27 protein-coding genes are annotated in these 22,627 nt (G+C 57.8%); 12 read left to right on the forward strand and 15 right to left on the reverse strand.

From position 1 onward, the window contains the following. Positions 1 to 47: 47 nt before the first annotated feature. Both ACR0E2_RS05430 and ACR0E2_RS05435 read right to left on the reverse strand, forming a co-directional pair. Positions 48 to 494, reverse strand: coding sequence for a phasin family protein (locus ACR0E2_RS05430; RefSeq protein WP_152458475.1), 447 nt, complete (start codon positions 492 to 494; stop codon positions 48 to 50). Positions 495 to 624: 130 nt separating this feature from the next. Further along, entirely contained in the window at positions 625 to 2,427 is a 1,803-nt protein-coding gene (locus ACR0E2_RS05435; RefSeq protein ID WP_480445538.1) for a PHA/PHB synthase family protein, read from the reverse strand. 111 nt (positions 2,428 to 2,538) lie between these two features. Here ACR0E2_RS05435 and phaZ point away from each other — a divergent pair, with 111 nt between their 5' ends. Both phaZ and ACR0E2_RS05445 read left to right on the forward strand, forming a co-directional pair. Then, on the forward strand, positions 2,539 to 3,810 hold the full coding sequence (gene phaZ, locus ACR0E2_RS05440; RefSeq protein WP_152458477.1) for a polyhydroxyalkanoate depolymerase: 1,272 nt from the start codon (positions 2,539 to 2,541) through the stop codon (positions 3,808 to 3,810). Next, on the forward strand, positions 3,810 to 4,403 hold the full coding sequence (locus ACR0E2_RS05445) for a DUF6151 family protein (RefSeq protein ID WP_480445539.1): 594 nt from the start codon (positions 3,810 to 3,812) through the stop codon (positions 4,401 to 4,403). The genes phaZ and ACR0E2_RS05445 overlap by 1 nt, the downstream gene beginning before the upstream one ends. Here the strand turns inward: ACR0E2_RS05445 and ACR0E2_RS05450 are convergent. From ACR0E2_RS05450 to ACR0E2_RS05465, 4 genes are all read right to left on the reverse strand, one after another. Continuing rightward, positions 4,400 to 5,110: an alpha/beta fold hydrolase gene (locus ACR0E2_RS05450; RefSeq protein ID WP_480445540.1), complete on the reverse strand. Its 711-nt coding sequence runs from the start codon at positions 5,108 to 5,110 to the stop codon at positions 4,400 to 4,402. The two genes, ACR0E2_RS05445 and ACR0E2_RS05450, sit on opposite strands and share 4 nt — an antisense overlap. A gap of 84 nt (positions 5,111 to 5,194) precedes the next feature. Further along, positions 5,195 to 5,809, reverse strand: coding sequence for a hypothetical protein (locus ACR0E2_RS05455; protein ID WP_480446184.1), 615 nt, complete (start codon positions 5,807 to 5,809; stop codon positions 5,195 to 5,197). 43 nt (positions 5,810 to 5,852) lie between these two features. Beyond that, positions 5,853 to 6,845 carry an alpha/beta hydrolase gene (locus ACR0E2_RS05460; RefSeq protein ID WP_480445541.1) on the reverse strand — a complete coding sequence of 331 codons (993 nt, stop codon included), beginning with the start codon at positions 6,843 to 6,845 and terminating at the stop codon, positions 5,853 to 5,855. Beyond that, positions 6,845 to 7,594, reverse strand: coding sequence for an alpha/beta fold hydrolase (locus ACR0E2_RS05465; protein WP_480445542.1), 750 nt, complete (start codon positions 7,592 to 7,594; stop codon positions 6,845 to 6,847). Before ACR0E2_RS05465 ends, ACR0E2_RS05460 begins: the two co-directional genes overlap by 1 nt. Positions 7,595 to 7,805: 211 nt before the next feature. On the opposite strand from ACR0E2_RS05465, the gene thrS reads away from it, so the two are divergent. The 5 genes from thrS (at position 7,806) to ACR0E2_RS05490 (ending at position 12,490) form a co-directional block, all read left to right on the forward strand. Beyond that, positions 7,806 to 9,764 (forward strand): threonine--tRNA ligase, encoded by a 1,959-nt coding sequence (thrS, locus tag ACR0E2_RS05470; RefSeq protein ID WP_480445543.1) that lies wholly within the window; start codon positions 7,806 to 7,808, stop codon positions 9,762 to 9,764. 221 nt (positions 9,765 to 9,985) lie between these two features. Then, positions 9,986 to 10,288: a BufA1 family periplasmic bufferin-type metallophore gene (locus tag ACR0E2_RS05475; RefSeq protein WP_152458482.1), complete on the forward strand. Its 303-nt coding sequence runs from the start codon at positions 9,986 to 9,988 to the stop codon at positions 10,286 to 10,288. A 71-nt stretch (positions 10,289 to 10,359) separates the two neighbouring features. Further along, positions 10,360 to 11,217: an MNIO family bufferin maturase gene (gene bufB, locus ACR0E2_RS05480; protein ID WP_480445544.1), complete on the forward strand. Its 858-nt coding sequence runs from the start codon at positions 10,360 to 10,362 to the stop codon at positions 11,215 to 11,217. Beyond that, positions 11,214 to 11,975, forward strand: a complete 762-nt coding sequence (locus ACR0E2_RS05485; RefSeq protein ID WP_480445546.1) for an HvfC/BufC family peptide modification chaperone — start codon at positions 11,214 to 11,216, stop codon at positions 11,973 to 11,975. Before bufB ends, ACR0E2_RS05485 begins: the two co-directional genes overlap by 4 nt. Further along, on the forward strand, positions 11,972 to 12,490 hold the full coding sequence (locus ACR0E2_RS05490) for a DoxX family protein (protein WP_152458485.1): 519 nt from the start codon (positions 11,972 to 11,974) through the stop codon (positions 12,488 to 12,490). The genes ACR0E2_RS05485 and ACR0E2_RS05490 overlap by 4 nt, the downstream gene beginning before the upstream one ends. Position 12,491: 1 nt before the next feature. On the opposite strand, the gene ACR0E2_RS05495 is transcribed toward ACR0E2_RS05490, so the two are convergent. Together ACR0E2_RS05495 and ACR0E2_RS05500 are read right to left on the reverse strand one after the other, a co-directional pair. Continuing rightward, on the reverse strand, positions 12,492 to 12,860 hold the full coding sequence (locus ACR0E2_RS05495; RefSeq protein WP_152458486.1) for a hypothetical protein: 369 nt from the start codon (positions 12,858 to 12,860) through the stop codon (positions 12,492 to 12,494). A 40-nt stretch (positions 12,861 to 12,900) separates the two neighbouring features. Next, positions 12,901 to 13,218: an ArsC/Spx/MgsR family protein gene (locus ACR0E2_RS05500; RefSeq protein ID WP_171228027.1), complete on the reverse strand. Its 318-nt coding sequence runs from the start codon at positions 13,216 to 13,218 to the stop codon at positions 12,901 to 12,903. Between the two features lie 215 nt (positions 13,219 to 13,433). Here ACR0E2_RS05500 and ACR0E2_RS05505 point away from each other — a divergent pair, with 215 nt between their 5' ends. Beyond that, positions 13,434 to 13,640, forward strand: coding sequence for a cold-shock protein (locus ACR0E2_RS05505; RefSeq protein ID WP_152458488.1), 207 nt, complete (start codon positions 13,434 to 13,436; stop codon positions 13,638 to 13,640). Between the two features lie 362 nt (positions 13,641 to 14,002). On the opposite strand, the gene thyX is transcribed toward ACR0E2_RS05505, so the two are convergent. Continuing rightward, the gene (gene thyX, locus ACR0E2_RS05510; RefSeq protein WP_171228026.1) at positions 14,003 to 14,911 is read right to left on the reverse strand and encodes an FAD-dependent thymidylate synthase; all 909 of its coding nucleotides are present in this window, start codon (positions 14,909 to 14,911) and stop codon (positions 14,003 to 14,005) included. A 175-nt stretch (positions 14,912 to 15,086) separates the two neighbouring features. On the opposite strand from thyX, the gene ACR0E2_RS05515 reads away from it, so the two are divergent. After that, positions 15,087 to 15,515 carry a VOC family protein gene (locus tag ACR0E2_RS05515; RefSeq protein ID WP_171639216.1) on the forward strand — a complete coding sequence of 143 codons (429 nt, stop codon included), beginning with the start codon at positions 15,087 to 15,089 and terminating at the stop codon, positions 15,513 to 15,515. Next, complete coding sequence (locus ACR0E2_RS05520; RefSeq protein WP_480445547.1) at positions 15,512 to 16,213, forward strand: DUF1194 domain-containing protein; 702 nt, start codon at positions 15,512 to 15,514, stop codon at positions 16,211 to 16,213. The genes ACR0E2_RS05515 and ACR0E2_RS05520 overlap by 4 nt, the downstream gene beginning before the upstream one ends. A 117-nt stretch (positions 16,214 to 16,330) precedes the next feature. Here the strand turns inward: ACR0E2_RS05520 and ACR0E2_RS05525 are convergent, their stop codons facing one another. The 3 genes from ACR0E2_RS05525 to ACR0E2_RS05535 form a co-directional block, all read right to left on the reverse strand. After that, the gene (locus ACR0E2_RS05525; protein ID WP_371807722.1) at positions 16,331 to 16,828 is read right to left on the reverse strand and encodes a MarR family winged helix-turn-helix transcriptional regulator; all 498 of its coding nucleotides are present in this window, start codon (positions 16,826 to 16,828) and stop codon (positions 16,331 to 16,333) included. A gap of 78 nt (positions 16,829 to 16,906) precedes the next feature. Beyond that, positions 16,907 to 17,131 carry a succinate dehydrogenase assembly factor 2 gene (locus ACR0E2_RS05530; protein ID WP_170344713.1) on the reverse strand — a complete coding sequence of 75 codons (225 nt, stop codon included), beginning with the start codon at positions 17,129 to 17,131 and terminating at the stop codon, positions 16,907 to 16,909. 29 nt (positions 17,132 to 17,160) lie between these two features. Further along, complete coding sequence (locus tag ACR0E2_RS05535) at positions 17,161 to 17,553, reverse strand: helix-turn-helix domain-containing protein (RefSeq protein ID WP_152458492.1); 393 nt, start codon at positions 17,551 to 17,553, stop codon at positions 17,161 to 17,163. Positions 17,554 to 17,645: 92 nt separating this feature from the next. Here ACR0E2_RS05535 and ACR0E2_RS05540 point away from each other — a divergent pair, with 92 nt between their 5' ends. Together ACR0E2_RS05540 and ACR0E2_RS05545 are read left to right on the forward strand one after the other, a co-directional pair. After that, positions 17,646 to 18,848, forward strand: a complete 1,203-nt coding sequence (locus tag ACR0E2_RS05540; protein ID WP_171167473.1) for a pyridoxal phosphate-dependent aminotransferase — start codon at positions 17,646 to 17,648, stop codon at positions 18,846 to 18,848. A gap of 2 nt (positions 18,849 to 18,850) precedes the next feature. After that, positions 18,851 to 19,252 carry a hypothetical protein gene (locus ACR0E2_RS05545; protein ID WP_170343830.1) on the forward strand — a complete coding sequence of 134 codons (402 nt, stop codon included), beginning with the start codon at positions 18,851 to 18,853 and terminating at the stop codon, positions 19,250 to 19,252. Here ACR0E2_RS05545 and ACR0E2_RS05550 read toward each other — a convergent pair. From ACR0E2_RS05550 to ACR0E2_RS05560, 3 genes are all read right to left on the reverse strand, one after another. Next, complete coding sequence (locus ACR0E2_RS05550) at positions 19,249 to 20,619, reverse strand: MATE family efflux transporter (protein WP_480445549.1); 1,371 nt, start codon at positions 20,617 to 20,619, stop codon at positions 19,249 to 19,251. The genes ACR0E2_RS05545 and ACR0E2_RS05550 overlap by 4 nt on opposite strands. A 107-nt stretch (positions 20,620 to 20,726) precedes the next feature. Continuing rightward, on the reverse strand, positions 20,727 to 21,650 hold the full coding sequence (gene ppk2, locus ACR0E2_RS05555; protein ID WP_171205518.1) for a polyphosphate kinase 2: 924 nt from the start codon (positions 21,648 to 21,650) through the stop codon (positions 20,727 to 20,729). A 261-nt stretch (positions 21,651 to 21,911) separates the two neighbouring features. Then, positions 21,912 to 22,520 carry a carboxymuconolactone decarboxylase family protein gene (locus ACR0E2_RS05560; RefSeq protein WP_480445550.1) on the reverse strand — a complete coding sequence of 203 codons (609 nt, stop codon included), beginning with the start codon at positions 22,518 to 22,520 and terminating at the stop codon, positions 21,912 to 21,914. Positions 22,521 to 22,627 lie beyond the last annotated feature (107 nt).

The following is a 22,627-nucleotide window of genomic DNA, read 5'->3' on the forward strand; positions in this document are numbered from 1 at the left end:
CGCGATTGCACCTAATGGGAGGGTTGGGTGCGCTTCGCAGACGTTTCTTACTTTGCAGCTGCAGCTTTCTTGGCTGCGGTGGTGACCTCGTTGGTCGCCTTTTTGACGGCAGCGGTTGCTTCTTCCGCGGCGTCTTTGCCGGCAGCCATCAGCAGCTCGACGGTTTCGGTCTGAACTTTTTTCGCGATTTCAGCGAAAGCGGCCAGGTTTTCAGCTGCAACTTCAGCCGACGCGCTTGCGAAGTCGGTTGCGGCTTTTGCGTAGTCAGCAGGCTCTGCCTTGGCTTTCGACATCTCGCTCAGCTTGGCCAGGGTGTCCTTGGTCCATTTGTTCGAGATCTCGGCCGATTTCTCAGCAGCGTCCAGGGCAACGCCCGACAGCTTCTCGTTCAGCGAAGCGGTCGATTTGAATGCGCCTTCCATTGCGGTGGTGTCCACCGGAAATGCACCCATCATGTCTTTCATGATCGCGGTAAAGTCTTGGGTCTTTGCCATTGTCCTAATCCTTTTAGCCGGTCCGGGCCCACCCCGGGTTTCATCAGCTTGAGGACAATATGATTGCTGCACCGCAGCATTGCAAGTTTTTTCTTGCTGCGGCGCAGAATTTTTAAGTTTCAAAATGAAATCAGGCGTTTGGTTTCGCCACAACATAAGTCCCGGGTGCGGATGCAAGGCTCGGGTGCTTCGAATCACCCGGCTCACGGGCCGGAACCTGCTTGCCGGACCGCTTCTTCAACCACGCGTCCCACATGGGCCACCAGGACCCCTCGTGAAAATCAGCTTCTTTCAGCCAGGTGCTGGCGTCCGACTTCATATCCGGGTTCGTGTAGTGGCCATATTTCTTCTTGCTGGGCGGGTTCACGATACCCGCAATATGACCCGATTCTGAAACCACGAAGGTTTTGGACCGCGAGCCCATTTTCTGCACGCCGCGGTAACAGTCTTTCCATGCCGCGATGTGGTCGGTTTCGCAGGTTATGGCCATCAGCGGCACATCCACGTCTTCGAGTTTCAGCTTGTGCCCCATCAACTCGAAACCGTCGGTTGCGAACTCGTTGCGCTGGCAGAGGCCTCGCAGATATTCCACGGCCATTTTTGCTGGCAGGTTTGCACCATCGCCGTTCCAGTAGAGCAGATCAAAGGCCGGAGGCACTTCCCCCATCATGTAGCTGCGAATGGCCGGACCATAAATCAGGTCGCGTGATCGCAGGAACGACATGGTGCGCGCCATGATCCACGACCGCAGAACGCCCTCCTTTTTTACTTCCTCTTCGATTCCGTCGATGAAGTCGTTTTGCAGGAATGGCGTAAACTCACCCTGATCGGAAAAATCCGTCAGTGCCGTGAACAGCGTTGCGGATTTGACCGATTTGTCGCCACGCTGTTTCAGCAAGGACAAGGTCAGGCTCAGCGTCGTGCCCGCGATGCAATAACCCACTGCGTTGACCTGTTTGACCTTGCAGATCTTCTTGGCCGTTTCGATTGCGGTCAGGAAACCGTCCTGAATATAGTCTTCCATGCCGGTTTCGGCATAGCTTTCATCCGGGTTCACCCAGCTTACGACAAACAGGGTATAGCCCTGTTCGGTGATCCATTTGATCATGCTGTTCTGGGCTTTCAGATCCAGAATATAGAACTTGTTGATCCAGGGCGGGAACAGAACGATGGGCGTCTCATAAACCGTTTCAGTCACCGGCTTGTACTGGATCAGCTCCATCATCCGGTTGCGATATATGACCTCGCCCGGCGTTGTCGCCAGGTTTCCACCAACCTCGAACGCGCTTTCATCCGCCAGTTTGACGACCAACTCGCCATCATTGGCTTCGAGGTCTGAAACAAGGTTCTCCAACCCTTTTATCAGCGACTGACCTTCGGTCTCGACCGCCTTTTGCAGAGCATCCGGGTTAGTCGCCAGAAAATTCGTGGGCGCCATCATGTCGATGATCTGCTGCGAGAAATACTGTAGGCGTCGTTTGTCCTTGGCATTCAGATCATCGACCGACGAGACAGCCTGCGCAATCGCTTCCGCGTTCGTCAGGTATTGCTGCCGGATCAGTCGGAAATAAGGGTTTGTCTCCCAAAGGGGATTGGAGAACCGCTTGTCACCGGGCTTGGTTTCCTCGGTTTCCACCTCACCCGTTGTCAGCGCTTTCTGCGCTTCGGCAAAGTTGAGAACCGACTTGCCCCAGAATTCTATCTGTTGCTCCAACAGTTTGGCGGGATTTTGCCATGCATCGGCCCAATACGCCGTTGCTGCTCGTGCGAAAAGCTCTTGATTCGGGCTGTCCAGCGCTGGGGTGTGCGACTTTTTTGACGCCATAATTTCAATCAGGCGCTTCGAGAGCTGCTCGACCTTTTCCATATTTTCTTTAATTCGTTCAATATGTTCTTCGGACACGTCCGGCATTTGGTCTTCACTTGTTGTCATTTTAACAATTCCACCCTAACCTCGCTGCCATGCAGAATAACGTCGTGGGTGCTGGGGGGCAAAGCGACGAATGGTCCGAACTCTCAGGATGACACTCAGGAGGCCCCATTTATGCGCTATATGATGACCTACGACCTTATGGAGTCCATGCGTAACACCAACCAGTGGCTTGGTGCAACCGCAAGCGCGATGGCGTCCTACCCACTGTTTTCCATGACACCCAACCCGGCGTTCAGCTGGATGGCTGCCTGGGGCGAAGTCACCGAACGAACCTTCCAGCGAATGATCGTCAAACCTGACTGGGGCATTCGTACTTTCACCTGCGAGGATGGAAAGGACCATCTGGTCGAGATCACGACAGTTCTGGAACGCCCCTTCGGCGATCTGGTTCACTTCCGTGTCAACGGCCGGGAAGAACAACCGCGCAAGGTCCTGCTGGTTGCGCCCATGTCCGGCCACTACGCCACGCTGCTGCGCTCGACCGTCAAAAGCCTGCTGGTTAATTGCGAAGTTTACATCACCGATTGGCATAATGCGCGCGATATTCCTGTGTCTGCCGGCAAGTTCGATGTCGAAGACTACACGCTCTACCTTGTAGATTTCATGAAGGAACTGGGGCCGGACACGCATGTCGTCGCGGTTTGTCAGCCCGCCCCGCTGACACTGGCGGCCACCGCCTATCTGGCCGAGGTCGAACCCAAGGCTCAACCCAGTACCCTGACACTGATTGGCGGGCCGGTGGACCCGGACGCGACCCCGACCGACGTCACCGACTTTGGACGCCGTGTGACGATGGGTCAGCTGGAAGAAACCATGATTCAACGAGTCGGGTTCAAGTACAAAGGTGTCGGGCGTATGGTTTACCCCGGCCTGCTGCAACTGGCGTCGTTCATGTCGATGAACGCCGATCGCCACTCCAAAGCGTTTTCCGATCAGATTCAGCGTGTTATCCGCAACGAAGCCTCGGACCTGGATGCCCATAACCGTTTCTATGACGAATATCTTGCGGTGATGGACATGACGGCCGAGTTCTATCTGTCGACGGTCGAACGCGTGTTCAAAAACCGCGAGATCGCACGCAACGAATTTGTTGTCGCCGGCCACAAGGTGGATATCGGCAAGATCACCGATGTTGCCGTGAAATCGGTCGAAGGTGCGAATGACGATATCTCGGCGCCCGGTCAATGTATTGCTGCCCTGGACCTGTGCACCGGCTTGCCAGACAGCAAAAAGGCCAGCCACGTAGAACCCGGAGCGGGCCACTATGGCATTTTCGCGGGCCGCAGCTGGCGCGACAACATTCGCCCGCTTGTGATTGATTTCATGAATGAAAACAGCCGTAAGAAACCTCGCCGCGCAGCGAACACCAACAAGGTCGCCTGATGAACATGGGCGGGCCGGCACATGGTGGCCTCGCCTTTTCGTGCAGTTGCGGCCAGTTGAAGGGTCAAATCTCGGACCGGGGCGTTCGGCTTGGAACCCATGTCGAGTGTTTTTGTCATGACTGCCGCGCGGCGCAGCTGTATTTCGGGCAGCCCGACCCGGCCCCAGGCCCGGTCGACATCTTCCAGATGGCACCGGATGAAATCGAAATCACCGCCGGAGGCCAATTCCTTTCCGCCATGAAGCTCAGCCCAAATGGTATGCTGCGATGGTATGCCAGCTGCTGCAACGCCCCGCTGGCGACGACGCCACAGACTGCACGTTTGCCCTTTGCAGGGTTTATCGTCGGCAGGATGACCGGTGATGTTTCCGCATTGGGGCCGGTCACGACCCGTGGGTTTGTCCCTCGACCCGATGGAAAACAAAAACACGAAAAGGTCAGGTTTGCGGCTTTTGGCCTTTTGCGCCGCGCCCTGCTATCGCGCCTGTCAGGACGGTGGAAGAAAACGCCGTTTTTCGACCCCGAGACCGGCGATCCTGCGGTCGTACCGAATGTCATTTCGAAAGACGAACGCGCGGCGCTTTACCCTTAGACAAACCCTTGCGGGATATTCAGCCAGATTGCCAAGGCTTTGTTCACGGCATCGGGCGCTTCAAGCGGCAGCAGATGTCCGGCATTTTCGACGATTTCAAACGCGGCCTCCGGTATCAGGTCAGACATGAAAGAATGCCGTCTGACCGGGGTCAGCGTGTCATGGGCACCGCACATGATCAAAGTGGGGACTTTGATGCGGCGCAACGATCCCTGTTGGTCGGGTCGGCGCTGCAAGGCACGCATTTGGCGCACAAATGTCTCGGCGCCCAGATCATTCGCCATTGCCAAAAGATCATTCAGAATGGGGATTCGCCTGGGCCCCGGCGCCAAAGTATCGGTGCCGACCAGTTGGCGCATGACCTCTTCCAACCGCCCCCCCAGGGCCCCGATGATCAGATCCTCGCGACTGGCCGCGATCTGAGGTGTGTCCGCCTGTGCATCCGTCGACATCAGGCACAGGCGCGTCACCCGTTCCGGTGCCCGCCGGATCAGTTCCAGCCCCACCACACCACCCATGCTTAGGCCCGCCAATGCAAACCGATGTGGAAGCTGATCCAACAGCCCCGAGGCGATCTCTTCAATTCGCTCGCCTCCGGAAACAGGTGCAACAGTGACGGGCCGTGACCGTGACAACACCTCGATCTGAGGTCGAAACAGCCGGGCATCACACATCAACCCAGGCAACAACACCAGCGGTTCGTTCACGCGGGGGCTCCATCTGCTCGGTTTTCCGAGTCCTTCCAGTTGTTGTCAGGATGAGAGTTTTGCCGCAGCCGGGCAAGGAAAACTTCACGGGTAGGCGATGGCCCGATATGCCGGAAAATCGGCGTAACGGGCTTGCCGCGTCGCAAGGTCTTCACCGGGTTCAGCGCCGGGCCTCAACAGACATCCACGCGGGGCAATATAGCTGTCGATCCGGCGTTGCGGCCTGGGTCGCCACACAAGGTTGAACGCACAGAGCTTGGGGAAGAACCAGATTTCGGAATACTCCAGATGATCGTGCATCCACCACGCCAGATCCCGCCAGTCCCGGCCCTGCGCATATTGATCCGCGAACCACGGGACAACGATGGATGCCCCGGCAATCCGCGCATCCCCTTCCCCGCGATCCCAGATATGGCATTCCAGCGGGTGATCGTTTCGGGCGCAGTTCAGCTTGTTTTCATTGCCAAACCGGTTCAAGGACGATGAACGATAACCCGACCTGACCGCGACCCGGCCAAATGTCTCTTCCAAAGGGTCAAGAAGGGTTTCGCAAAACGCGCGGCCTGTTTCGATCGCCAGATCCGGGTTGTCCGGAATATTCTGCTTTTGGTGGAAGTTGCCGATTTCCGAATACAGAAAATCGCGCATGAAGAAGTGCCGGGACAATCGGACACGACCCAGGGTCTCAAGGCTCCACATGCTGCCCGGCTTACGCATCTTGCATCCTTTTTCCGATCAGGGTTTATTCCACCCCCAAGCCCTTCAGCCACTCCAGAATACCAGCAACGGTGGCATCGGTTTGACCCGGCGACATCAACCGCCCCGCGATAACATGCGAAGACGGATCGTCACCCGGCCCCATCGTCACCAGCCTGACCGTTGCCGGAGCGCCCCAGGCCTCGGCAACCTTGTGCGTCCGGTCCGGCCGCACAACCTGATCATCATCCGAAAACCAGAACAAGGCGGGTATCCGGGCCTCAGAGAAATCCAGCGCATAGACCGTATCCACCAGCACGGACATCGGCACGACGGCTTCCCACGGGTAGACCGACGTCCAGTACCTGTTCTTCTCTGGGTCCGGCCCTGACACATCGCGTTCTTGCCCCATGAGAACGGGCAACCAGCTTCTTGCCCAAGGCAGCGAAGGCACCCACGCTGCGACGGTATTCACACCAAAGTTCGGCGAGACAAAAACCATGCCGACCACATCCTGGCTGAGGTCGGCATCCAACGCAGCGGCCGCCGCCAGCGTTCCTCCGGTCGATGTGGAAATGACGATCACCTTTTCCCCGACCGCACGCGCCGCTGCCAGCCCTTCGGCGGTATCCTGCATCCAGCCCGAGGCCGTACCCTCGGCCATTGCCGGCCCATCCCGACCGTGACCTTGCAGCCGGGTGTAGATCAGATTGGCGCCCAAAGCGTCAGCCACCAGATCAGGAACGGGGCGGATTTCCTCGGAACTTGCTGAAAAACCGTGGATGTACAGAACAGAATACGGCGTGCGCTGTTCCTTGAACTCGTCCTGCCAGATCACGCGCTTTTCGACACCCGGAACGATGTCTTCATAGGCGGACTCGGTGCTTTCAAAATAAACCTGAACACCTTCACCAAATTTCCGAGAATCAAAAGTCGGGTGCAGGTTCACTTCCTCGCGCGGGCCGAACCAGTAGACCAGGCCGCCAAGAACAACCAGCGCCAAAAGAGCGCGCCCGAGAAGCCAACCAAAGCGCCGCATCAGGCTTCTCCCAACACATCAAGAACCGCGGTCTCGATCAAACCCAGGCACTTCTCGTCCGAAAAGCGATGATCGGCCCCCTTGACCAACAGCAGCCGCATGTCAGGGCCCGCAGCATGTTCCAGCAGCCGCACGGCTGTTTCGGTCGAAACTGCCGTGTCTGCGGTGCCTTGCAGGAAACGAACCGGGAACGGCAGATCCAGAGCGCCCCGCAGAACCAAATTCTGGCGTCCGTCTTCGATCATGCGCTTGGTGATGATATAGGGTTCCATATAGTCGGACGGCAGCTCGACGTGGCCGACAGTGTCCAGCGCAGCTTTTTGTTCGTCGCTAAACGAAGCCCAATACCCGTCCTCGGTGAAATCCGGCGCGGCGGCGATTGTCACCAAGCCTGCGATTCGCTCGGGCATGACCTTGGCCAGTAGCAATGCCTGCCATCCCCCCATTGATGAGCCAACCACGATCAAAGGTCCATCCGTCAATGCCTTTACCGCGGCCAATGTGTCCTGATGCCAGTCACCGATACTGCCCTCGGTGAACGCGCCCGAGCTTTCGCCGTGGCCGGAATAATCGAACCGCAAGAACGATTGCCCCCGCGCCTGTGCCCAGGCTTCCAGATGCACGGCCTTGGTGCCTTCCATGTCCGATTTGAGCCCGCCCAGAAAAACGATGGTCGGCCCTGCCCCTTCGGTCTTGTGATAAGCCAGTCGCCGCCCCTGCGGCGTCTCCAGAAAATCCGTCGCTGCCATGAAACCCTCTTTCCTTTTCCTGCATCATGCACGCTCCACCCCCGAGTGCAATTCCGCCCACTTCATCTTTTTCCAAATACTCCGGGGAGCGCGAGGGGCTGGCCCCTCGCCCCCAATCTTGACACAGGCCCATCCACCTGCCACATGGGCCGAACACACATAACCCGCAACCGGGCGTTCAGTGGGCGCCAAACCGACGAGGAGAGCCGATATGGCCCTGGATTCTCGATCCGTCTCTCTCACCTTTCCCGATGGCAATGCACGCACCTATGCCGCAGGCGTCACGCCCGCGCAGGTGGCTGCCGACATCTCAACCTCGCTGGCCAAAAAGGCCATCTCGGCCACCGTTGACGGCCAGCACTGGGACCTGCAATGGCCCATCGAATCCGACGCGCAGATCGCCATCCACACCATGAAGGATGAGGCCCAGGCCAATGAGCTGATCCGCCACGATCTGGCCCATATCATGGCGCGCGCGGTTCAGGAGATCTGGCCCGCCACCAAGGTCACCATCGGCCCCGTCATCGAAAACGGCTGGTATTATGACTTCGACCGCGAAGAGCCGTTCACGCCGGAAGATCTCGGCCTCATCGAGAAAAAGATGAAAGAGATCATCAACAAGCGTGATCCCGTCACCACCGAGGTCTGGGACCGCGAGCGCGCGATCGAATTCTACAAGGCCAACAACGAGCCCTACAAGGTCGAGCTGATCGAGGCTATTCCCGGCGACGAGCCGCTGCGCATGTACTGGCACGGGCACTGGCAGGATCTGTGCCGAGGTCCGCACCTGCAACATACCGGTCAGGTTCCGGGGGATGCGTTCAAGCTGATGTCCATCGCCGGCGCCTATTGGCGTGGCGACAGCGACCGTGCGATGTTGCAGCGTATCTATGGTGTGGCCTTCACCGGAAAGGAAAAGCTGAAAGCGCACCTGCATATGCTGGAAGAGGCCGCCAAGCGCGACCACCGCAAGCTGGGCCGCGAGATGGACCTGTTCCACATGCAGGAAGAGGCCCCGGGCCAGATTTTCTGGCACCCCAACGGCTGGACGATCTACACCCAGTTGCAGGACTACATGCGCCGCCAGCAGCGCAACGGCGGCTATGTCGAGGTCAACACCCCGCAGGTTGTGGACCGCAAACTGTGGGAAGCATCGGGCCATTGGGACAAGTATCAGGAAAACATGTTCATCGTCGAAGTGGACGAGGAACATGCCCGCGAAAAGGCGATCAACGCGCTCAAGCCGATGAACTGCCCCTGCCATGTGCAGATTTTCAATCAGGGCCTGAAATCCTATCGCGACCTGCCGCTGCGCATGGCCGAATTCGGGTCTTGCAACCGCTATGAACCTTCAGGTGCGCTGCACGGTATCATGCGTGTGCGCGGCTTTACCCAGGACGATGGGCACATCTTCTGCACCGAAGACCAGATCGAGTCAGAAACCGCAGAGTTCATCCGGTTCCTGTCCCGGATCTACAAGGATCTGGGATTCGAGAACTTCTCGGTCAAATTCTCGGATCGCCCCGAGAAACGGTCGGGGTCGGATGAAGTCTGGGACAAGGCCGAAGCCGCGTTGCTTAGCGCGACACGTGCTGCCGGGATCGAGCCGGAGCTCAACCCCGGTGAAGGCGCCTTTTATGGTCCCAAGCTGGAATTTGTTCTGACCGACGCGATCGGTCGCGATTGGCAATGCGGCACGCACCAGGTTGACTTCGTGCTGCCCGAACGCCTTGATGCCACCTATATCGGCGCCGACGGCGGCAAGCACCGCCCCGTCATGCTGCATCGCGCGACGCTGGGCTCGTTCGAGCGTTTCATCGGTATCCTGATCGAAGAACACGCCGGCAAGCTGCCCTTCTGGCTTGCGCCGCGTCAGGTCGTGGTTGCGTCCATCACTTCCGATGCGGATGGCTATGTCGCCGAAGTGGTCGAAACGCTGCGCGCCGCCGGTGTGCGGGCCGAAGCCGACATTCGCAACGAAAAGATCAACTACAAGGTTCGTGAACACTCGGTCGGCAAAGTTCCGGTCATTCTGGCCGTCGGCCATCGCGAAGTTGAAGACCGCACCGTCAGTGTCCGGCGTCTGGGCGAAAAACAGACGCAGGTACAAACGCTTGACGTTGTAACAAACGAGCTGTCGCAGGCAGCCACCCCGCCGGATTTGCTGTAACAATCGGCAGCATATTGCTGGGAATCTGGCCCCCGAATTGGGGCCAGGTTGAAACAATTCACTCTTTCTTCATCAAAAACAATGCATTACGCTGCAAGAGGGCACGCCGCCCTTTGACGTGCTTGTGAGACACGGGCTCGTGAATTCAACTCTGTCCACCAAGCTACTACCTTTGTCATTGTCACAAGCAGACATACCCAGTCATCAAGAGGATTACCGAGATGTCGAACACAGCCAAGTCCCTGGTTATCGCAACCGCAGTCGCAGCCGCCGTATCGGGCGCCGCAACCACTGCATCCGCTCAGGCAAAGGAAAAATGCTATGGCGTATCGCTGGCCGGTCAGAACGACTGCGCCGCGGGCCCCGGCACCACCTGCGCGGGCACCTCGACCGTTGATTATCAGGGCAACGCATGGACCCTGGTTGACGCAGGCACCTGCGCGGATATCGAACTGCCCGCACAGGCAGACGGCACCCCGCGCAAAGGCTCGTTGGAAGCCCTGGATCGCGATCTGCCCGCATAAGAACGGCCTGACGAATTCAGGGGCGGGCACCATCGCCCGCCCCTTCCCTTTCGTGATCAAGGAACTGGCCCATGTTGGATGATGCCCACAGGTCGAACCGCCTGCCCGCAGCTCCGGGCGTAGGTTACAAGCCGCAACACTTCGCTCAGATACTTGAACACGCGCAACCCGTCGCATGGCTGGAAATTCATGCCGAGAACTATATGGGCGATGGCGGGCGGCCTCTGGCGCAGCTGCGCCATCTTTCCGAACAATTCCCGATCTCGGTCCATGGCGTTGGCCTGTCCATCGGCGGCGAAGGCGCGCTGGACCCTGATCACCTGGCCCGGCTGAAACATCTGGTAGGCTGGCTGAACCCCGCCAGCTTTTCCGAACACCTGGCCTGGTCCACCCATGACACCCATTTCTACAACGACCTGCTGCCCCTGCCCTATACCGACGCAACACTGACACAAGTTTGCGATCACATCGATCAGGTTCAGGACACCGTCGGACGGCAGATGCTGTTGGAAAACCCCTCAAGCTATTTGGCTTTTGAAGAAAGCACCTGGTCCGAGCCGGACTTTCTGCGCGAAATTGCACGTCGCACCGGATGTGGCTTGTTGCTGGACGTCAATAACGTCTTTGTCTCTGCCACCAATCTGGACTTTTCTCCTCGGGGTTACATCGATGCCTATCCACTTGAAAAAGTGGGGGAAATTCACCTTGGCGGTCATGACGAGGATGAAGACGATCACGGCCACCCGCTGCTGATCGACAGCCACGGGCGTGAAGTCGTTGATCCGGTCTGGGCGCTGTTGGATTACGTGCTGGAACGTACGGGGCCGAAACCCGTCCTGATCGAGTGGGACACAGACGTACCGGACTGGTCCATATTGCGGGAAGAGGCCGTTCGCGCGCAGACCGCCCTTGAACGGATCCCGGCATGAGCGTTTCGCAATCCGAATTTCGCGCGGCCATGATGGATGCGTCAGCCCCTGTCCCCGAAGGTTTGCTGGACGCCCAGGCGCAGCCAGCCGGTCGTCGGTTCAGCGTCTATCGCAACAATGTCGCCGTGTCCTTGACCGAAGCGATGCATCAGGCGTTTCCAGTCATTACCAAGTTGCTGGGGCCACAGAACATGGACGGGCTGGCCGGGATATTTCTGCGCCAGCACCCGCCATCATCACCGCTGATGATGTTCTACGGTGAAGCCTTTCCCGAATTTCTGGCCGAAATGCAGCAGCTTGCCCATCTTGGTTACCTGCCGGATGTGGCGCGGCTGGAACTTGCATTGCGCAAGTCGTACCACGCCGCCGACAGCCAACACGCCGCGGCAGACGCACTGGCCGTAGACCCCGAACAGGTCATGCGAACCCGGCTGCGTTTTGCCCCGGCCATGCGGGTAGTACGGTCGGACTGGCCCATTCACGCGATCTGGCGTTTCAACACCGAAACCGACGCGCCGAAACCCGATGCGCGCGCCGAGGATGTTTTGATCACGCGCCCGGAATTCGACCCGGTTGCCCAGTTGCTGCCCGTCGGCGGCGCCGATTGGATCGCCCATATGCAAGGCGGCGACATGATCGGCGAAGCGTTTGAAAAAACCGCTGCGGCGCAGCCGGAATTTGACCTTGGAACCACTCTGGCACTGCTTTTGCAGGGCGGTGCAATAACTTCTGTGACTATCGAAAGGCTGGAGACATGACTGCCCTGATCTCACTTCACAACAATGTTCTGGGAAAAGTGGACCTGGCGTCCAACTGGCTTACACCCACGCTGGCGCGACTGGTCTTTGTCGCGGTTCTTCTGGTCTATTACTGGAACTCGGCGATGCTGAAGATCGACGGCTCGATCTTTTCACCTTCGGCCGGTGCCTTCGGTCAGATTTTCCCCAAAGCCGCCGAAGCCGTCCTTTACGACGTATCCCAAATGACGTTCTTTCAACGGGTCGTCATTTTCTTTGGCACGGTTGCAGAATTCGTCCTTCCCGCGCTGCTGCTGGTCGGTCTGTTCACCCGCTTGGCGGCCTTGGGTATGATCGGTTTCATCTGGGTGCAGACCCTGGTCGACGTCACCGGCCATGGCGTGAAACTGGGCAGCCTGTTCGACGCGGCGCCATCCATTATGGATCAGCGCACGATGTGGACGTTCCTGATGCTGGTGATCGTGATCAACGGTGCAGGCCCCATCTCACTTGATCGAATCCTGCGTCTGAAATGACCTAAAAATGCGCTTTGGGCTGGTCTGGTTTACCTGCCGCCAGCCCAAGCACCCCGGCAACCCCGGCAAACGCGATCGGGAACATGGTGAACACACCAAATCCGAATGCGTAATACATCGCCGCCGCTGAAATCAGCAGCAGGATCCCGGCAACAAGGGCGCGCGCGGGCGCCATCGCGCCCCCGGCAATGGCCAACAAAGGTGCAATGATCGAAACAGCCTGAATCAGGTCAGGGTTGTCCACCTGCCTCAGAACGCCGTCGATCTCGCCGACGTGATCGATGACGACCACCTTCGCATATCCGAAAAATCCGACGATCATCCCGATCAGCCCGGCAATCACGCCCAAGATCATGGCGGCATTACGCATTGAACGTCCTCACTGTTGCTTGCAGGCACATAAGCATTCCTTAAGAAATACCAAGCTGCGTGCGTGTTTCCGCGGTCCAGCCAAGAAACAGCTCTCCGCCTTTCTCGATCAACGGGCGCTTCATCAGGGTGGGATGCTGTTTCAATAGCTCCAAAGGTGCTTTCGCGCGCTGGTTGTCATCCAATCCGCGCCATGTCGTTGACCTGGTGTTGAGCAAAGCGTCGCCGAAGTCAGCAAGAGCCTGCGACAGCACAGCATCCGGCACGCCATCGCTGCGGACATCTACGAACTCTGCGTCTGGCAATGTTTTCAATGCTTTGCGACAGGTGTCACAGGTTTTCAACCCATATAGGCGCATGTTTTTACTGCTCCTGCAATTGATTGCATTTTAGGCAAACTTGCCAGTTTCAGGCGGTTATTCTTGATTTTTTACTTCACCGTGCAATGTTGAAAAAGGCGAAACACACGAAACGGACTGTTCAGAAAGTGCCAAACAGTCTTTTTTTGTGGTGACGCTGACCACAGCCCCCACCAATTTGTGGGACAATGCGCAAGTAGAAGGAGACACGGGACATGCCAACCGGCACCGTGAAATGGTTCAATACCACTAAAGGTTATGGTTTTATTGCCCCTGATGAAGGGGGCAAAGATGTGTTTGTACATATCTCGGCCGTAGAACGGTCCGGCCTCACCGGACTCGCAGACAATCAGAAAGTCTCGTACGAGTTGCAGGACGGACGCGACGGCCGACAAATGGCTGCGGAATTGAAGCCGTTGTAACGACATCCCCGCTGATCGCGGGATGGATCCATTAAGGATGGCGGCCAATTTCCGGCCGTCAACCACCCCCTACCGGGCCTGTTCCATTACCCGCGCGGATTGTTCATTTGCGCGGCGTCGATGGTGTATATCCGTTGCAGTGGTGTCGGATACCCCGGGCTCCTGCGACCAGATCCCAGCCCCGCCCGCAAACCGGATTTCCCAGGCTTTCATTGTGTGCTCGGGGCGACGCTGGCACGTTGCGACGCCCTTCGTTCCGATTTCAGGTCATCGTGCATGCGTCGCAAAAGCCCACACTCTGCTTCGTCAATGGGCCGCTTGGCACGACAATCCAAAGAAACTAGCGCCCTGCAATTCGAATACTATTTGCGAATGATCTCTTCGAATTCGCGCCATTCCCGAGCCGTCATGCCCGAGCTTTCCTGCGTGACGTCCTCACCCGCCAGCATGCGGCGCAGGCTTTCAACCATCTGAGCCGACAGGTTGACGGCCCCAAGGCGGTAATCCTCGAAGGCTTTATAGGCAAAGGGCACCCAGTCGGCGACGATCTTGCACATCGTATCAGCGTAGACACGGATCTCATATTGAGCATGAGGGTCAGCGCGCAGCCGCAGAAAATGGAACAGGTTGTGCAGGTCCACTTTCCAATACCACTGCGTATAGATGTTTGCGGGCAGGTTCATCCGGGCAAGTTCACGTGCCAGCCCCTGCTGCCCGTCCTGGCTGATCATCGCCTCGTAATTGTCATAGCACCGCGCGCTGTCAGCCTTGAGGACGTCCAGAACACGCGCGGCCTCTTCACCTTCCAAAGCAGAGCCACGGCCTTGATTGTTCACCTCTGATTGGGCGGCCACATGTTCGGGTGCGGGAATATAGAACTCACGATCCAGAATCGAATATCGCGCTGAGTATTCATTTACATTGGCCGTACGGTGCCGAATCCACTGCCGCGCCACGAAGACCGGCAGCTTTACATGCAGTTTGACCTCGCACATTTCGAAAGGGGTCGAATGCCAGTGCCGCATCAGGTACCGGATCAGACCTTCGTCATTCTGAACCGATTTGGTTCCCTTGCCGTAAGACACACGCGCGGCCTGACAGATGGCCGCATCATCGCCCATGTAATCAATCACGCGGACAAAGCCGTGATCCAGAACCTGATGCGCGGCGTACAGGTGATCTTCCATTCCCGCTGAAACGACGCGACGAGTGGGATGCGATTGGGCACGTTGCGCTTCGATCTCGGCCTGTTGGTCAGCGGACAGCGGCATCAAGTTTTCCTTTCTGGCAATGAGTCGCTCCCTACTATATCTCGCCAACCGCAACATCGAAACCGCGATATATGCCGCAACCCACGCAAAATTCAGTTCGCCAGACCCAGCGGTCTCGACACACTAGGTCGGCGCGCTAAGCTCTTTGCAAACTGAGTCGAAAAGGATGACCAAAATGGCGCTGACATATCTTCACACCATGGTCCGCGTGAAGGATCTGGAAAAATCCATGGCGTTTTACAAGCTTCTGGGACTGAAGGAAACACGCCGCTATGACAGCGAAGCCGGGCGGTTTTCGCTGATTTTCATGGCCCCTCCGGAGCAGGAGGATGCGCCCATCGAGCTGACCTACAACTGGGACGGTGATGATGGCCTTCCCAGCGACAGCCGCCATTTCGGTCACCTCGCATACGGCGTCGACAATATCTACGAGGTTTGCCAGCACCTTCAGGACAATGGCGTCACGATCAATCGCCCTCCGCGTGACGGTCGCATGGCCTTTGTGCGCTCACCCGACAATATCTCGATCGAGCTTTTGCAAAACGGCGATGCTCTGGAGCCGAAGGAACCCTGGGCCAGCATGGAAAGCGTTGGCCACTGGTGATCCGGTGGGTCATAACGCTTGGGTTGGCCGCGCTGGCCAGCCCGATCAAGGCCGAGACGTGTCGTCTGGCCCTTGCATTGGCCATGGACATTTCAGTGTCGGTCGATGAGGCCGAGGACGTACTGCAACGGCAGGGTTTGGCCGCTGCGCTGATCGCACCCGAAGTGCAGGAGGCCTTTTTTTCCTCTCCTATGCCGGTTGCTTTGGCTGTTTACGAATGGAGCGGTCGGTCCACCCAGCACGTCATTTTGAATTGGTTGCTGATAGAAGATGTTGCCGACCTGCTTTTCGCCTCCGGTCAGATAAGTGCCTCTGTGAGATCAGATTCCGGATCAGCGACCGCCATGGGCTATGCCCTGGCTTACGGGTCTACCTTGATGAACCAGGCACCCGACTGCTTGTTTCAAACGATTGACCTGTCCGGAGATGGTTCAAACAACGATGGCTATGGGCCGCAAATAGCCTATCGTCACTTCGCGTTCCAGAATGTGGTGGTCAATGGCCTCGTGATCAACGCGGCGGATTTTGAAGGCGAACTTTTTCTGATCCCGTTTTTTGAAAACAATGTTCTGCATGGTCCCGGTGCCTTTTTGGAGGTCGCTCAGGGGTTCGAAGATTTCGAACGGGCCATGCGGAAAAAGCTGAAACGGGAATTGAGCGGTTTGCAGATTGGTGCGCTTGATGAAAACCCGCAATAAATCCGCGCCTGAGTGCTGCTTTTGCGGGCCTGTTCTCTGAACCGGCGTTTGAACAAGGCCGCCAGGCCTGTGCATCAATGCAGGACGGGTTTGGTTCTGCGCGACGCACGACCCCGGTCAGTAGATATAGCGGATCTGGTCGGTCCAATATCGCTCCACGCGGCGCAGCGACGTGGTGATGTCTTCGATGCCTTCCAACTCCAACACGCCCCTGCTTTGCAATCCTTCGGCGTGACGCGCAAACAGGTCGGACACGATATTGCGGATTTCCCTGCCTCGTGGTGTCAGACGCACGCGGACAGAGCGGCGGTCAATCTCGCATCTCTGGTGGTGCATATACCCCATCTCAACCAGCTTCTTGAGGTTGTAGCTGACATTGCTGCCCTGATAGTAGCCGCGGCTTTTCAGCTCACCTGCCGTCACTTCGTGATCGCCGATATTGAACAGCAGCAACGCCTGAACCGCGTTGATTTCCAGCACGCCGACGCGCTCGAATTCATCCTTGATGACATCCAGCAGCAACCGGTGCAGCCGCTCCACCAGGGCCAGCGCCTCAAGATAGCTGGTCATGAACCCCTTGGCTTCCAGCCCGGAGACCTGCATTTCCATACTCATCCGACCCTCCGATTCAGTCGTGCTGTTTGAGACACGATGACCTGAAAGTCCGAAAAATCGGTTAAGCCGGTTTTTTTCTTATTTCTGAAAGGTCTGCGCGATGTTTGAAATCAAACTGGCAAACTGCGCCGGCGGCTGCACCTGACCTGTGACCCATTGATAAAGGTCCTGATCGTTTTCGTGCAGCAGCGCGTCAAAGACATCCAGCCCGGCGGCATCCATATCGGCCAGGTTGCGATCGGCATAAGCGGACAGGATGATGTCCATCTCTTTGATCCCTCGCCGCATGGATCGCATTTTCATTCGCTTGATGCGTACGTCCCGGGGTTCACTCAATTCTTCTGCTCCAGCATCAGACGCATTTTCTTTTCCAGACGCGCCGCACGTTCAGCGCAAACCCGCATCTCTCCTCGGATGGCGCGCAGTTCGGCCACCGCGGTCGACAGCTCCATTCCACCTTCGCCCTCTTCCACCGGGGCATCCATCCCTTCGCCCTCACCGGTCAGCAGCCACATGATCGAGACATTGACCAGCCCCGCCATCATCGACAACCGGTTCGCACGCGGTTCGGACAGATCGTTTTCCCAATCGACAATCGTCGTCTTCTTGACCCCAAGGCGGCGCGCCAGCTCTGCCTGGGTCATTCCGGCCGCTTCGCGCGCGCCTGCCAAACGGTCCCCGAATGTCGCAGACTCAGGTCCATACCAGTCTTTTTCATCATTCATCGGGGTCTCCAATTCACATTGTCCATTCGGCTTGATCGTCATTCCGGCGCACCCTATGACAGTCGGGTTGAACATACAAACCGAGGCCATCCATGAGTTTCCTGTCTGCGACACTGTCACGCGTCAAACCATCGCCTACGATCGCCATGACAGCCAAGGCCGCCGAGTTGAAAGCCGCCGGGCGCGACGTGATCGGCCTGAGCGCGGGTGAGCCGGATTTCGACACCCCGCAAAACATCAAGGACGCCGCCGTTGCAGCGATTGCAGCCGGAAAAACCAAGTACACCGCACCGGACGGCATTCCGGAACTGAAGCAGGCGGTTTGCGCCAAGATGAAGCGCGATCATGGGCTTGACTACACGCCCGCGCAGATCTCGGTTGGAACGGGCGGCAAGCAGACGCTGTACAACGCCTTGATGGCAACAATGAATGACGGTGACGAGGTGATCATCCCCGCGCCGTATTGGGTAAGCTACCCCGACATGGTTTTGCTGGCAGGTGGAACGCCGGTTGTTGTTGAAACGACGCTGGCCAACAGCTTCAAGCTGACGGCAGAACAACTGGAAGCCGCCATCACCCCAAGGACAAAGTGGTTCATCTTCAACTCGCCCTCGAACCCGACAGGCGCAGGGTACAGCCGGGATGAGCTCAAGGCCCTCACCGATGTTCTGATGCGCCATCCGCATGTCTGGATCATGTCGGACGACATGTATGAACACCTGGCCTATGACGGGTTTGAATTCTGCACGCCTGCCGAGGTGGAGCCCGGCCTGTATGACAGGACGCTCACCTGCAACGGTGTTTCGAAAGCCTACGCCATGACCGGCTGGCGCATCGGTTATGCGGCCGGTCCGGTTGAACTCATCTCGGCGATGCGCAAGATCCAGTCGCAATCCACCTCGAACCCCTGCTCGATCAGCCAGTGGGCGGCGGTGGAAGCGCTGAACGGAACACAGGATTTTCTGGCGCCGAACAATGAAACGTTCAAACGCCGCCGTGATCTGGTGGTGCGCATGTTGGACGAGATTGACGGCATAACCTGCCCGACACCCGAGGGCGCGTTTTATGTCTACCCCTCGATCGCCGGGCTGATTGGCAAAACGACACCCGCGGGAACCGTCATCGAAAACGATGAAGCCTTTGCCACGGCCCTGCTGGAAGAGGCGGATGTCGCCGTCGTGTTTGGCGCGGCCTTCGGCCTGTCACCCAACTTCCGGGTCAGCTATGCGACGTCCGATGCAGCCCTGACCGAAGCTTGCGCTCGTATACAGCGCTTTTGTGCATCTCTGAGGTAAACATGTCTGCCGACCTGCCCGAATATTATTTTCGCATCCGTGAAAACGGGGCCGCGGTGTTTCGGATCGATACGGAAAACCGCCAGCGCCGGATCGAGATGGACCAGATCGCCGTCATCAACATCCGCAACGGTGAGGTCAAGCCGCACGGCCAACGGGTTTTGTCCGAACGGGATCAGGCAGAGATCGCCCAATGGATGGACGAGCGCCGGGCCGTACTGGCCCAGCGCGACATCGACGACATTCACCGCGCTGTCGACTATCTGAATCTGACAACGCAATGGGCGCAGTCCAAGGCAAGCGACGAACAGCTTGAGGATGTAACCGACAGGTTGCTGATGGCGATGCACGATCTGCGCACGGTTCTGGTTCGGAAAAAGGCCGACCGGTTGAGCAAAGACTAGGCAGGTTCCGCCGGCGCCTGCACCTGCCGCACCGAATGCATCCAGAACCGGGCCATCAGCAGCACCGCCGCGAAAGCCAGGCCAAGCACCAGCCCTAGCCAGACACCGATGCCGTCCATCTGACGGACGAAGCCGAAATAGTAGGACGCCGGAATTCCCACCACCCAATAGCTGAGCGCCGCCATAACCATCGGTATCTTGGCATCCTGCAAACCACGCAGCAGTCCCAGCGCAATCACCTGCGCCCCGTCGACCAGTTGGAACAGGGCAGCCATGGCCAGCAATCCTGTCCCGATTGCCAGAATTTGTCCGCGCTGCGGATCATCGGCCTCCATGAACAGGGAAATCAGCGGCTCGGCATATGTCAGGAACAGGATGACGGTCACGACGGACATGACCAGCGACATGCCCGTCACGGCAATCGCACCTTTTTCCAGATGCGCCTTGTCCCGGCGGCCCAACGCGTTGCCGGCCCGGATGGTGGCCGCATTTGACAGCCCCAAATGTACCATGAATGTGGCCGAAGCCAGATTCAGGGCGATCCCGTGCGCGGCCAGCGGGACCTGACCCAGCCAGCCCATCATCACGGCGGATGTTGCAAACAGCGACACCTCGGCCAGGGTGGTCAGGCCAATGGGCACGCCCAGTTTCCACACGCTGATGAACATTTCCCAATCCGGACGCCAGAAGCGCTGGAACAGGCTGTGTTCCGGCAAGGTCCGGACCACATAGACGACAACCGCGACCAGAGAAACGACCTGCGTCGCGATCGAAGCGATCGCAGCGCCCATCACGCCCAGTTCCGGCGCGCCCCAATTGCCAAAGATCAGCGCATAGTTGGTAAACCCGTTCACAACCGCCGCCGTAACCGTGATCCACAGCACGATCTGAGTTCGCTCCAGAGCCGCAAGGTAGGATTTCAACACCATCACGATGAGCGCCGGAAACAACCCCCAACCGGCAATGCGCAAATATTCCGACGCGGTTTCAGCGATATGCGGCTCTTGTTTCATGGCGATCAGGATCGGATAGGACCACCACAACAACGGCATGACCACCGCAGCGTATAGCAGCGACAACCACAGCCCCATGCGGGTCGAGCGGCGAATGCTGGTTTCGTCCCCTTCTGCCGCTGCGGTGGCAACCATCGGCATGACGGCCCAGCCAAACCCGGCACCAAACAAAAACAGAACGAAATAATAGCTGCTGGCCAGGGTAACCGCCGCCAGCGCCTCGACCCCGTACCAGCCCAGCATGATCGTGTCGGTCAGGCCGATGGCAAACTGCGCCAGATGACCACCGATCAACGGCAGGCCAAGCACGGCAATTGCCCGAAAGTGGGCCGGATATGTCATCACTTTTGTCATTGCCCCAGCCATATGCGCGGGCTTGGCGCGAGACAAGAGACGATCGCTAAAATGTCAACATGATACTTCGGTGCCCGCTTGCGCAGTCCAGGCGGGCACCGGCGTGATTAACGAGCGTCCGGATGCAGTGCTGTACCCAGAATATGCTCGGAGCGGTGAATCACGTGATGCGCCTGCCCCACGATCAACGGATCGGGCTCACCCACAATGTCGTGATCCTTGCCCGGGTAGTCCAGCGTCGACAGGAAATGGCGCATACAATTCAGCCGCGCGCGTTTCTTGTCATTCGACTTGATGATCGTCCACGGCGCGTCCGCGGTATCGGTGTAAAAGAACATGGCCTCTTTTGCTTCGGTATAATCGTCCCACTTGCTGAGGCTGGCCTTGTCAATCGGTGACAATTTCCACTGTTTCAGAGGATCCGTCTCGCGACTTTTGAAACGACGCTGCTGTTCTTCCTGCGTGACCGAGAACCAGTATTTGTAAAGCTGGATGCCCGAACGCACCAGCATCCGCTCCAACTCTGGCGTCTGCCGCATGAACTCCAGATATTCATTGGGAGAGCAGAAGCCCATCACCCGCTCGACACCCGCGCGGTTGTACCAGGACCGGTCGTAGAACACCATTTCGCCAACCGTTGGCAGTTCCTGAATATAGCGCTGATAATACCATTGCCCCTTTTCCTCCCAAGTGGGTTTATTCAAGGCCACGACCCGGGCCTGACGCGGATTGAGGTGCTCCATAAACCGCTTTATCGTACCGCCCTTGCCGGCAGCATCGCGCCCTTCGAACAGCAGAACGAAACGCTGCCCGGTTTCCTGCGCCCACAACTGAACCTTCAGCAACTCTGCCTGAAGCTTGGCCTTCTGTTCTTCGTACACCGACCGCGCCATCTTGCGGCCATAGGGGTACTTGCCGCTTTCAAACGCCTGCCGGATCTTTTCAGGGCTGGGCTCTGCGACCTCTGCAACCGGCGTCGGCCTGGTCTTGACCTGAGTTGAATTTGTTTCGACCCGAGCAATGGCTTCCATGAAATCTTTCCTTTTCTGTTGTCCCGGAAAGGAGCTAGCAGAAAGGCCACGGATGCGCTTTGATTGGGGTCAAATTGATGCCTTAAAAACCCATAAATTCCGCACTGGATACAAGGTTCCGATACAAACGCCGTTTTTCAAGCTGCGCGCGAGCGGCCCTTGCCTGAATCCTCAATAGGATCGTCTAATCGACCTCGGCCAACATGGCCAAGGCTGGCGCCCGTTTGGCGCACCGGATCGCTGATCCCCTTGTTTCACGCTTCATCTATGCCCCCAATCGTCAGGGTTGTCAGAGTTGTTGGGCGACAGACCCAATTCGTCGCCTTCCGTCGAACATCCCAGCCCCAGAACCGTGCGGTTCGCATAAGAGAAGTACGAACAGACCTGATTGATCTCGAGGATTTCTCCATCATCCCACCCTGCCGTGCGCAGCGCCGTCACATCCGCTTCGACCAGATCGCCCGGATCCTCGGTCAGCTTGCGCGCATAGGCCATGGCCGCCACCTGCGCTGCATCCAATGGCGCGGCGGCCGGATCGCGGGCTTCGATCGCCGCCCTGATCGCGTTTCCCCGTTCTTCGTTGCCCAGCAACCGCTGCAACCCTGCGAAATGGTGTTCGACGCAATATCCGCATCGGTTCAGAGAGCTGACCCACACGCCCAGCACCTCGAGAAACCATTTCGGTATCTTGTTGCCCGAGTGATGCAGCACCGCCTTGTAGATCGCCATGTGCCCTTCCATCGAATGCGGACGCAACGAATGCGCCATCATGATATTGTCCACATTGTTGCCCGGGCCCGTGACGCGGTCATAGAGTTTCTTCAGCCTGCCTGTGGCCTGCTCGAATGGGATGGTTCTGATCCAGCTCATTTGGCTTCCTGTTGACGTGATTGCCTGTCCTTCAAAGACTAGAAGCGCTTTGAGCCCGAGGCGAGACGATTTCGACACCCCGTCAGAAAGAACCCGGACCAGCACAG

It is taken from the genome of Ruegeria sp. A4 (assembly GCF_056543025.1).